The organism is Rugamonas violacea, from assembly GCF_016461825.1.
In the GTDB taxonomy this organism is placed as follows: Bacteria; Pseudomonadota; Gammaproteobacteria; order Burkholderiales; family Burkholderiaceae_D; genus Rugamonas.
In genome coordinates this window covers 1-10,814 of sequence record NZ_JAEMNU010000167.1, presented here as the reverse complement: position 1 = coordinate 10,814, position 10,814 = coordinate 1, and the positions used below count along the sequence as shown (strand labels likewise).

General features: G+C 62.5%; 8 protein-coding genes. 2 read left to right on the top strand and 6 right to left on the bottom strand.

From position 1 onward, the window contains the following. From H7U20_RS29755 to tssE, 6 genes are all read right to left on the bottom strand, one after another. Nucleotides 1-1,267, bottom strand: a 1,267-nt coding sequence (locus tag H7U20_RS29755; RefSeq protein WP_199762752.1) for a type VI lipase adapter Tla3 domain-containing protein, incomplete at its 3' end; no start/stop codon positions are given. Next, complete coding sequence (locus tag H7U20_RS29750; RefSeq protein ID WP_199762751.1) at nucleotides 1,264-3,576, bottom strand: T6SS effector phospholipase Tle3 domain-containing protein; 2,313 nt, start codon at nucleotides 3,574-3,576, stop codon at nucleotides 1,264-1,266. The genes H7U20_RS29750 and H7U20_RS29755, both read right to left, overlap by 4 nt. A 36-nt stretch (nucleotides 3,577-3,612) precedes the next feature. Next, nucleotides 3,613-6,426 (bottom strand): type VI secretion system Vgr family protein, encoded by a 2,814-nt coding sequence (locus H7U20_RS29745; RefSeq protein WP_370593297.1) that lies wholly within the window; start codon nucleotides 6,424-6,426, stop codon nucleotides 3,613-3,615. Nucleotides 6,427-6,457: 31 nt separating this feature from the next. Further along, nucleotides 6,458-7,498: a type VI secretion system baseplate subunit TssG gene (gene tssG, locus H7U20_RS29740; protein ID WP_199762749.1), complete on the bottom strand. Its 1,041-nt coding sequence runs from the start codon at nucleotides 7,496-7,498 to the stop codon at nucleotides 6,458-6,460. Next, on the bottom strand, nucleotides 7,462-9,306 hold the full coding sequence (gene tssF, locus H7U20_RS29735; protein ID WP_199762748.1) for a type VI secretion system baseplate subunit TssF: 1,845 nt from the start codon (nucleotides 9,304-9,306) through the stop codon (nucleotides 7,462-7,464). Before tssF ends, tssG begins: the two co-directional genes overlap by 37 nt. A gap of 36 nt (nucleotides 9,307-9,342) precedes the next feature. Beyond that, complete coding sequence (gene tssE / locus H7U20_RS29730; protein ID WP_370593296.1) at nucleotides 9,343-9,828, bottom strand: type VI secretion system baseplate subunit TssE; 486 nt, start codon at nucleotides 9,826-9,828, stop codon at nucleotides 9,343-9,345. A gap of 327 nt (nucleotides 9,829-10,155) precedes the next feature. On the opposite strand from tssE, the gene H7U20_RS29725 reads away from it, so the two are divergent. Together H7U20_RS29725 and H7U20_RS29720 are read left to right on the top strand one after the other, a co-directional pair. Beyond that, entirely contained in the window at nucleotides 10,156-10,407 is a 252-nt protein-coding gene (locus H7U20_RS29725; RefSeq protein ID WP_199762747.1) for an AbrB/MazE/SpoVT family DNA-binding domain-containing protein, read from the top strand. Further along, a complete protein-coding gene (locus H7U20_RS29720; protein WP_199762746.1) occupies nucleotides 10,401-10,784 on the top strand; it encodes a type II toxin-antitoxin system ChpB family toxin in 384 nt (127 codons plus the stop codon). The genes H7U20_RS29725 and H7U20_RS29720 overlap by 7 nt, the downstream gene beginning before the upstream one ends. The last annotated feature ends 30 nt before the right edge of the window (nucleotides 10,785-10,814 follow it).

Sequence of the window (10,814 nt, the reverse complement as noted above, 5' to 3'; positions counted from 1 at the left end):
GCAGGCTGTCGAAGGTGCGCAACTGCTCCTTGGTCCAGGGGATGGGGAACCATGGCGTTGGCTTCCAGCCGCGCGGCGGGCGGTTGATCGGGTGATCGACATGGTGGGCGAGGTTGGATAACGTGCCCTGATTCACGACGTCGTGGCGCTTGGCGAACGCCGCGCTCGCTTCCAGCCATTCGCTGACGGATGGAGTACGGCGCACAGGCCCCATAGACATGTGGTGTGACGGATCGGCGCCGATTTCGGCTGCGCTCCGGCTGGGAGTTTTACGGCCCGGTTGCGGTAGCTCGCCCTCCAATGTTCCGTACATCCAGCGCAGTTTTTCATGTAGGAAGTCGTCATCGGGATCGTCCCAAATGAACTTCCGCAACGGTTCAACGCGCTCGCGCCGTGCCAGCACGAACACGGTAGAAGTGTCAGGCATCTCCGTGACATAGTAGCCATCCTTTAGTAACCGCGGTGTATCAGGGGGCCGCGCCGAATCGCGCATTCCCATGCCATCGATTACGGTAAATACCACGTAGGGAACGTCGGGATGTGTATCGAAGAATGTAAATATCTCCTCCAGAATCCGATCGGGTCGCTCTGCCAGCATCCATGGTGCCGTGACAAACAAGTGGAACCCCATATTCGCACCCGAAATAGCGCCACTGATAGGATCGTCTGGTGACGGATTGGCCGATTCAGGATCTGGGCTGGTTGCAAAAAATGACGGAACGCCCCAATACATCGGCGTATAAGCGAAACTGTTTCGCAAAGCATCGTCAACTCGCTTTCCACCCAGTCCATCTTTGTCGTTCGCACTCCATGGATATTTATTCGGATCGTCCTCGCGAATCGTCACATAAGGATTTCCCTGTTGCAATGCATCCCACAATTTCCCCTGTCGGTACTTGTCCAGCGTTACTCCCATCGCGATCACCTCCAGGACATATTCCCGCCGTACCTTTTCCACCTCGTAGGCGCTGGGCATAACCAGCTTGTTTTGTACGATCACGGCCTTCGGCATTTCCGCTTGATGCACAGCATTCTTCCAGCGGGTTCCGGCCGTCAATACCACCGCCGCCACGGGTATGAGCACAAACCAAAGCAGATGGGTTTTCATCGGCTGCTCCTCGATAAAATGGGTTTCGGGTTGCGCGGCATACATTACATACATGACGAAGACAGTCCACAAGGGAATCAGAATCGCCATGGCGAGCATGGAGCCCAGGATGTAGCGAAGCATTTGCGGCCGTTGCGCCGCAGTCTGTTGTTTGCTCATGATTTTTTCCCCTTCGGCGGCGTACTTCGCTCCATGCGCTTGCCATCGAGGCTTTCGCACACCACATCGAGCGGTAACTGGGCCGGCAACACGGGTAGGCAGGCAGGAAGCTCGCCGGTGCTGTAGTAATCGCAATTTCCCTCAATCAGTTTCTTGCGCCATTCGGGTTCAGCATCCAGAAAGATTTTGAATTGCATCAGAAAATTGCCCCAAAGCGCAATCGACGGCCGCTCAGTTCCTCGTCGTCCCGGCTTCTTCATCCGCCAATCCGCCACCGCGCACAGGTAGGCATAAAATTTCGGATCACTCACTGCGGTCCCTTGGCCGATGGCAAGGTCATACGCGGTGACGTGTTCGTGGTTGCCGCTACTGCCGAAAATCGAACCGTGGAAGGATTTCTCAACCTCCTCGTGCTGCCAGCGTAGCCGCGCCTCATCGGGCGTCTCGGTGCGCTTGACCAATAGCTGATAAATGCCTTTCCTGTCCTTTGTACCCAGGCATTTGTAGACGGCCAAGACATCGCAGCACTGTCCGGCCGACTTATCCCGGTTCATGGCATCGCGCACTTCGCGGATGAAGCCGTTGGCGTTCTGCACAGGTCCTTTGAAGAGCGCCGGGTGAGGACTCGAATTGGAGTCGTGCGAATCGTAGTATTTTTCCGAACCGGTGGGATCGGCAATGAGCACCCACTTGTCGTTTACTCCCTTGCCACTGGAGACGGCGGTGCTGGCATCGATGGGGTCGACCGCCTCGTAGGGACCATCCTTGCGATCGATCTGCTGTTGCCCGCGCAGATCGGCAGCCACCGGTGTCGGCAACGCCTCGCCGGTGACACTGCGGATGCCGTCGCGTTGTTCACGTTCGCTGCGCCTGTCTGGCCAAGCCCCGTTCTTTGCGATGGGCCATTTCACTGCGGGGAAGCCGTCGCGCATGATGCGGTTTCCGCTGGCCACATGGTCATGGTCATTTTCGCCCTTGATGCGCAAAGCGTAGTCGTGCGGCGGAGCGCCCACCAGCACGGGTTCGGCATTCCCTGTCGCAGGATTGATCCTTTGCTTGTCCGTGAATACGCGCTGGTAAAAACCCTCCCCCAATTCCTGCAACGGCCGGCGCAGCACGGTCTTGCTTCTTGTCGGGGCGCTGCCGATGCGCCGCGTCTCTCCCGCCGTCGCATCGAAGTAGCGGACGCGCTCGTCCGGTAGCAATTGTTCGCCCTCGATGAAGTCCGGCACACCCTGCCAGCCTATGCCCTGCACACTATCGAGTGCTACCGTCATGTCCTGCGGACAAAAATACAGATAGACCTTGCGCCGGTTGTCCCGTTCCTTGGCGGGATCCCATCTGGCGCCGACTGTGCCGTAATACGGCGTGTCGCTTTTCAGGAAGTCCTTCATATCGATCGGCGTGACGTGCTGCCTGATTACGGTGTGTACCGTGTTAACCAGCGTTTGCAGGCGGGCGTGCAGGTTCTGCCAGCCGGTCAGTTCATCGTAATGATCATGCATCTGCGCGTCTTCGCCGCTGCGGTAGGTTTCTCCCGTCTTGACGATCCAATAGGGATGTTCGGCCAGACTGTAGGGCGGATGCGTCAGGATCAGCGTGTCTGCCGGACGACATCCTTCCTCCTTGAGAAATGCCTGCGCCAGCAGCGTGATCAAGCACCCCTGGCTATGCCCGACGACGGTCACCGTTTCGTCGGGGCCGTAGTCGCGGATCATGGCGATCAACGCCGCCAAGCGCCGCGCGGCCAGCACCATATACATGCGTGGCGGCGTATTGAACAGGGGACGCGTCGGATCGCTGCTGAGATTGAAGCGCCAGCTTGCGCCCCGGTTCCACATATCCGGCAACGTGGTGGTGGCGTTGCCGAACGGGCCACCGCCTTTGGTGTAGTCCAGGTCCAAGCGGTTGCCGTCGCGATCGGTGATCTGGCCTTGGCGCACTTTGGCCAGCGCTTTCATTTCAGAATAACCCCAATAAAACGGAATAACGGGACTGAACGTTTTGTCGTTGGCGAGGCGCTTGAAAAAAATATCGTCAGGATCGGCCAGCACTTTGTTCCGGTCGTCCGATTTGGGAATCCGGTATGTGGCCGGCACGAAGGCGCCGCACAGGCGCTTTGTCAGGCCGGCACACAAGCCCTTTTCCACTTCGTCGTAGCTGGTACCGACGTCATTGACACCATGCACCACGATGACGGCACCCGGCATCTTGGGGCGCCGATCCACCACCGTATCGCTCATCCGGTTGGACATCGTGATGCCGGACCGGCTGCCCGATACGTATTCCGTCTTCTTGTACAGTCCCATGCCGCCTCCGCTGTTCAGCAATTGAATCCGCCTGGACTACGCCTTGTTTTCGAGCACACGCAACCTCGCCACCGTCATCGCTTCGCTTTCCTTCAGATCGGACTTGCCCTGCTCGTCAGTCTTGCCGGTGTTGGTGTCGCCATTGGCCATGCTGACTTCGGCATGCTCTGCCGGTGAAACCAGCTCGTCCGGGGAATTCGCGAAGTGTTTGACGGCGAACTTCAAATCGGTGTCGCTGGTGCGAAAGGTGGGGAATTGCGTCTGCATCGAACTCGGTCCCTTGAACGGGAATTTGGCGCCGTGGTGGATGATGTTGCCTTTAGTTCCCAGCGTGATGTCCTCGGCCAGCCGGATGAAGGAACCGCCTTCCGTGATCAGCAGGATCTCCTTGGCCATACCGACCAGCTTGCCATCGCTGGCGGTCAGCGTGATATTGAGCGCCGCATTGATTTGCGTTTCATCATGCTGGCTCTGGAGCACGAGCTTGCCGTGATGGGCGATGGCCTTGATCCCGTCATGGTGCGCAAACAGCGAAATCCCCTTGCCGGCATTGAGGTTGCAACGCTGGCCGGCGGTCATCTGCATATGCTGCCGGGCCACGCTGTCGATGTTGACGGCGGCGTAGCTGACGATGGCCTTGGACGTGGCGAAGCTGATCCCGTCCGGCGCCGTCACGCCGATGGCGGCCGCGCCGCCCTGCTCGCCCCGGGGCGCCGTGTTGCTGCCGTTCTCCCACCGTTTGACGGCCGATTGCAGGTCAAGCTGCGCCACCTCGTCCAGCGGCAGGGCTTGATTCTCGGCGGCGTACTTGCCCAGGGTGCGGAACAGCTCGACACAGTCTTCCATCAGCGCCAGATAGTCCTTCCGTTCCAGCTGCTTGTCGTCGCCGTCCAGCCGTTGCCAGGCCGACAGCAACATGCCCTTGCCGGCGCGCAGGGCCAGCTGCTCGTCGGTGCGCAATTCGGCCCCTTCGCCGCGCGCCGCGCCGGCGCCCTTGTTGCGGGGCGCCGTCAACCAGCCCAGGTTCAGTTCGCTAACACCGTGCTCGCTGGCCAGTTGCGCGCTGATCTGGCCCGGCGTGTCGTCCAGGCGCAGCTGGTTGGCGCGGTTGCCGCGCACTTCGCGGCTTTTGATGCCGGACAGGTATTTGTTGCCCGGCAAATCCCCCAGGCCCAGCTGCGGCGGCCGCGCGGCGCCGTTGTAGAGCTGGCCGACGATGACGGGCTTGTCCGGATCGCCGCCCAGGAAGGCCAGCAACACTTCGGTGCCGGCGCGCGGCAGGCACAGCATGCCGAAGTGGCCGCCGCCGCCCTCGGCCGTGCCGGCCCAGGCGCCCGCCACGCGCACCCAGGCCGAGCGGGGACCGGCGGCGGCCTCGGCCGCATCGTCGCCGGGCGTGCGCGCGCCGACCAATGTGACCTCGACGCGGCCCAATCCGTCCGTGTGAATGACTTCGCCGGACGGACCCGCCACGATCGCGCTTTGCAGTTGCGGATGCGGCAGGTCGACGCGGGGATCGTAGGCCGGCACGAAGTCGGTGCCGCGCCGGATGCAGGTCAGCCGGCTCAGGAAGCGCAGCTCGCCGGCGTCGAACCAGTTGCTGCCCGCCAGCGGCAAGTCGGCCGTGTCGATGGCCCAATGGTTGCGCGCGAACATGCGCTCGACCCGCGCGTCGAGTCCCTTGGGCAGATTGTTCTGCGCCGTGACGTGCTGGGCGACAATGATGAAGTTGCGCTCGTCCTCGGCATGACTGTCGAGTTCGGCGTGGCCGTCGAGGCCGATATACTCGCCGGGGCCGACATCGCGCAGGCCGCCTTCGGCATAAAAACACTTGGCCTCGAAGTCCGAGCGCGCCATGCGCTGGCGGGCCAGCGCGCACAGGTCGTCGTAGTTGTCGCCGACATGGGGCGCGTCCACCAGATACTGCTCCAGGCCGGCGGCCAGTTGCTCGCCTTTGACGCCCTGATCGGCCGCGCTGCGCATGCCGGCCAACATGAAACCGGCGGCCCGCGGGTTGCTGTAGTTCCAGCTGAAGCGGCTGACCCGGCCGGGCCGCAAGGTGCGCACGCCGCTCCAGGCGGTGATGGTGTCGCGCTCCTCGGTGGCGCTGTTGCGGTGGAAACGCACCCGCCCCGCCGAGCTCGGCTTGAGGCGCATGGCGTCGTGGAACAGCACCATGGTGTGCACGGGCGTGCCCAGCCTGGCGTCGGCCGCTTCGGCATCGGCGCGGTCGGCACCGGCCCGGCCGGCGCGGAAGAACCAGCCTATGCCGCGCCGTTTCAGCAGGCGGCGGATGAAGGCGCCGGTGCTTTCGTTGCACTGGATGATCTGGCTGCGCGCGGGGTCCTGGCGCAACTCTAGCGCCGTGTCGACCTCGAACTCGAAAGCGGCGGCCAGCGCCGGCATGCGCAGGCGCGCCTCGTCGAGCAGGGTCTTGACGACCGCCAGTTCGCTACTGTTGCGGAAAACGCGGGTGTGCACGTCCAGATCCAGGATCGCCAGGGCGTCGCGCACCACCAGCTGGTAGGTGGCCAGGCCGCCGTCGCTTTCGCCCTGGCTGGCTTCGGCGACGAGGCCGCAGATGCTGCGCAGATTGCCCTGGTCGGTGACGATCTGCAGCGCCACCGGCAGGCCGATAAGCGTCTTGAGCGGCAGCAGCTCGTCGGTCGACACGCAGTAGATGCGCATGTCGATGCCGTCGCAGATGGCCTCGACGCCGCTGAGCCGATGCGGCAGCAGCACGCCGTCCGATGCGCCGCTGGCGAAGCCCACGGTCATGCGCATCGGCCGGTTCCTGGCGGTCAGGTGTTGCTCGACAAGTTGAGCAACATTGAAATCGTCGCTGTCCACTGCGTCCTCCCGGTCTAAGGTTGTTCGGTGCTTACAAGGTGATGTGGTAACGCTTGCCGTTGCGGTCGACCGTCGACGGCTGCCGCACCAGAAAGGCGCCGTGGCCGATGCGTTGATGGGAACCCAGCCGTACCGGCAGCACGTCCTGGGCGCGCAGGATCAAGTCCAGCGCAAAGAGCACATTGGGAATGGCAAACAGGGCCAGCATCGCCGTGAGCGCCTGCTGGCCGCTGCTGCCGGGCAGGAAGCGGTCGAAGTCGGCGCGGGCGAGCGGCCCCAGCCGCAGGCGCACGCACAAGTCCCGCCGCCAATAGCGCTGGCCGATCATCGCGTTGCTGCCCAGCTTGCGGTTGGCGCCGCCCAGGCGGCTGCGCTCCTCCGGCCGCAGCGTCTCCCACGCGCCGACAAATTGCTCCAGCGCGAAAGGGAGGCCAAAGTACTCGTTCAGTATGCCGACCAGCACTGCGCCCGACACGGGTCGATGCCGGATCAGCGCGGCGTAGTGCGCCACCACTTCCTCGACGAGCGCGCCGTCGCCGCGCGGGCGCGGCCTGGCGCCGGCCAGCGCCAGTTGCAGCGGCAGAAAGCCATCGCGGCCCTGGGCGTCGCGCCGGTATTCGACGCGGCATTTTTCCCAGGCCCGGTAGAACAAGGTCAGCGAACGGTTGGAAAAGACATCGAGAAAGGCGCGCGCCCCTTCGTTCTGGTTGAAGTGGATGCGCGCGGCGACGCTGTTCGTGTAGCAATACGGCAGCACGCCGCAGACGCCCAGGAAGCCCATGAAGGCCGGCGTGATGCATATATTGCGCAGCTGTCCCCGATCGAGGGCGGCTTGCAGCGCCGCGTCGGTATCGACGGCCACCTCGGCGGCAACGCTCAAGGCTTCGATCTGGCTGGGCGGAAAGCGCAAGGACACGCTGTTCCTGAAACGCACGAAGCGTTCCAGCGTATGGCCCTGGCCGCGCAGCCACAGGTCGAAGACGCGCGCCAACTGAAAGAAGTCGAACTGCTGCGGGTGCTCGATGGCACGCCGGATCAGACTAGATGGATGGCGCCATTTCGGGGTGGGCATCGTATCAGCTCCTCGCCGCTGGACTGCGATAGGACGGTCAGTTGTATGTAACTGTTGATGTGCACGTACAGGCCGAAGAAGTGGTCCAGCACCTGCGCAAACAGATGCAGGCCGCTGCCGGCGAAGGCGTCCTCGTCGAGGGTGAGCAGCACTTCGATGCCATGCACCAGGCAGCTTGCACCGGCTTTGCGCAAGCGCGTCCTGGCCGGCCGATGGGCCAGGCCGGTGATGCCGCCAATCTGGCGTTGCGTCACCGGCGACTGCGGCAGGTCGTGCAGCGTCAGTATCTCCTTGAGTGCGTCCACGCCGTCCCGCACCAGCGAACTGTGGCTGAGCGACAGCAGCGCGATCAGGCGCCAATGGGCGTCCGAGCCGAAGCGGTGGGGCGGCGTCGGCTTGCGCAGGAAGCGGAGCGGAAAAGCGGCCGTGGACTGCTCCAGCTCCAGGTCGCCGCCGGCGGCGCCGTAACGCAGGCCGCCGGCCAAGTCGCGATTGCTGCACGTGAGGTCGATCGACACGCTGGCGTGTTCCACCGCCATCGGGTCGAGGTCCAGGTCGACCAGGGCGATGCGCATTTCATGGCCGGGCTTGCTCAGCGCCAGCACGCCGTCGCGCCGGACCAGGTAATAGCGGCCACGGTGGCCGCCGGCCTCGCCGTGCCGCAGGGAATAGTAGGGACGGAATTCGGTGATCGCCTGTCCCTTCGGCGAATTGCGCACGACATACACTTTATCCACGCTGTGGATCTCATGGGCATGCGCGGCGCCGTTGGGGATCAGCTCGTAGTCGGGCGCCGTGTGCGTCATGTCGATGGGACAGGCGCTGTGCCTGAACAGATTGACGACCGGCGTGCACGCCAACAGGAAGTTTTTGCTCGACAAGGTGGCCAGGCTGCGCGCCGTGGCGGAATTGGCCGCCACGCCGGACAGGCCGAGGTGCAAGCTTATCCGCCGACAACCGGCGGGCAGATGTTGCGACAACTGCGGCCAGTCGATATCGAAGAAATTGAATTTTTCGGGGAAGGCGAAATACTCCGTCAACAGCCGATACGCCGGATGCGAGGACGCCTTGAACGGAATCAGCGCGTCCTCCGGCGCGAAGCCGACGGGCCGGATCGGCGGACTGTCCAGCGCCGTCCAGCCGGCGCCGCCGCCCTCCCCGGCCAGCTCGATATAGGCGCTCTCCGCCCGCATGAACAGGACGTCGCGCGTGATCGCGCACAAGGACTGGTCGGCGTCGATGAACACCCGCAAGCGCGCCAATGCGAGCTGTTTCAGGTCCAGGCTGCCGGCCCCGCATTCGATGACGATGCTGAGCGACGAGCTCACCGTCGCAGGCCGTGGCAAGGCCGGTGGAATGTCGATGATGGGATGGAAGGCGACTTTGGACAGCAGGACCGGCGCGAGCAGCATGTCGTAGCTGCTGCGGAAGCGGCACGGCGTGCCGTCCCTCAATTTCGCGTTCATCATCGTGCCGCGCGGAATGGTGCCGACCGTCGTCAGGCTATCGGCCGCCGCCGCGAGGTCGGGACCGACGATGGCCGTCGCCGGGAATGGTTGCAAATAATGCGGATAGTTGACGTTCAACAGCGCTTCGGTGAACCTGGCGTCGCTGTCTTCGATCAGTTGCGCCGTGCGGGCGTTGGACAGCGCACTGGCCTGGATAATCCGGCCGCTGTGGGTATCCTCGCTCGCCCTGCCGAGCATGCCGGCCTTGCCGGCCTCGGCGGGAAATTCGGCGGCGAACTCCTCGGCGTAACCGTCCAGCGCGCCAAGCTCGCGTTCGTAATGCGTGCGCAGTTTCTTCATCGTGGGTTTCCTCGCAAAGGCAGGCCGAGCCCGCCATCAACGGACGGCGTAACGCAAGCTGGACGGCTCCAGCATCAGATCGAAATTGACGCGATCCGCTTCGGCATCGGCGCGGATGACGGCGGAAATGGAAAAGCTGAGGCGGTTGACCACGCCCGCTTCGCGTATCAGCTGCGCTTTCACCTTGCTCAGGCGCGGCTCGTGGCGCTCGATGGCGAGCTTCAGGCGGTCGCAAATTTCCTTGCGATCCTCGCTGCTGCTCAGACATAGCTGGGCAAAGTCGGTCAGGCCGAAGTTGGCGATCGAGCGCCGGCAGCGCGGCAAGGACGCCAGCAGGTCATCGGGGATCGCCGTGCGGGTGTTGAGCAACGCTTCGAGGTCGCGCGCAATGAGGCTTTTGTATTGCTCCGGCGTCAGCTGCGGGCCGCGATCCTGGCTAGCGGGATCGTCGGGATCGCCGATGAGCCGGTCCCACGGGCCGGCGGTATAAGTATCCATGTTGTTCGCCTCAATATTTTCCACCAAGAAATTTAACGGCTGGGCACGGTGGTAATTATTAAGTCATCTTCTTGCGGCACATCTGTGATTGCGCAAGAAGTTTTGAACAACATCGGGGATTTTTTGGGAGGGCTGAACGGCACCGGCTGGTGCGGAGCCTGGTCGACACTCACCAAACACGGCAGGGAACCGACGTGTGTCGGCACGATTGACGTCCAAATTGATACGCGGAAGTTGCGTCAGGCATTCTCGGACGTGCTCTGAGCGGAATTTATTGATACATTGTATAAACAATTGCGTTTGACGTTGCGTCCTGAATGAATCTACAATGTATCAACATTTGGAGGTCTTATGGAATTATCAATTCAGAAATGGGGCAATAGTGCAGCAGTGCGTCTGCCTACCGAGTTGCTGGGCATACTCAAGGTGACTTTGGGGGACAAGCTCAGCGTGAATGTGCAGCCTGAAGGCGTGCTGTTGAAAGCTGCACGTCCATCATTTTCGCTGGCTGATTTGGTGGCGCAATGCGATCTTTCTGCGCCGGAGCCTGCCGATTTGGCGGCTTGGTCCCAGGTTAAGCCTGTGGGGCGTGAAGCGTGGTGAGCCGCAGTAAATTTGGACGCGGCGACATTGTAATGGTCAACCTTGATCCGACTGAAGGGCACGAACAGAGGGGCATGCGGCCCGCGCTGGTGCTGTCGGCGGCCGCATTCAACGCCTTGGGTGTAGTGCTGATTGCGCCGATAACGCAAGGTGGCGACTTTGCCCGTCATGCTGGCTTCGCGGCTTCGCTGAGCGGTGCAGGCACGAAGACCCAAGGTGTTGCACTGGTCAACCAGATTCGCATGCTGGACTTAGAAACACGCAAGGCAAAGCGAGTTGAGACTGTACCGGAGTTTGTTGTTGAGGATGCGCTGTGCTGTGGTCAAGTAATTTCGGACACGACGATAGGTTGGCGTGCTGCCATTTTCCGTTCGTAGACGGTGGGCGACAGATTGCCCAATGCTGAA

Coding starts and splice junctions, on each gene's coding strand:
- H7U20_RS29750 (WP_199762751.1), bottom strand. CDS start 3,576: ATGGGACTGTACAAGAAGACGGAATACGTATCGGGCAGCCGGTCCGGC.
- tssG (WP_199762749.1), bottom strand. CDS start 7,498: ATGCCCACCCCGAAATGGCGCCATCCATCTAGTCTGATCCGGCGTGCC.
- tssF (WP_199762748.1), bottom strand. CDS start 9,306: ATGAAGAAACTGCGCACGCATTACGAACGCGAGCTTGGCGCGCTGGAC.
- H7U20_RS29725 (WP_199762747.1), top strand. CDS start 10,156: ATGGAATTATCAATTCAGAAATGGGGCAATAGTGCAGCAGTGCGTCTG.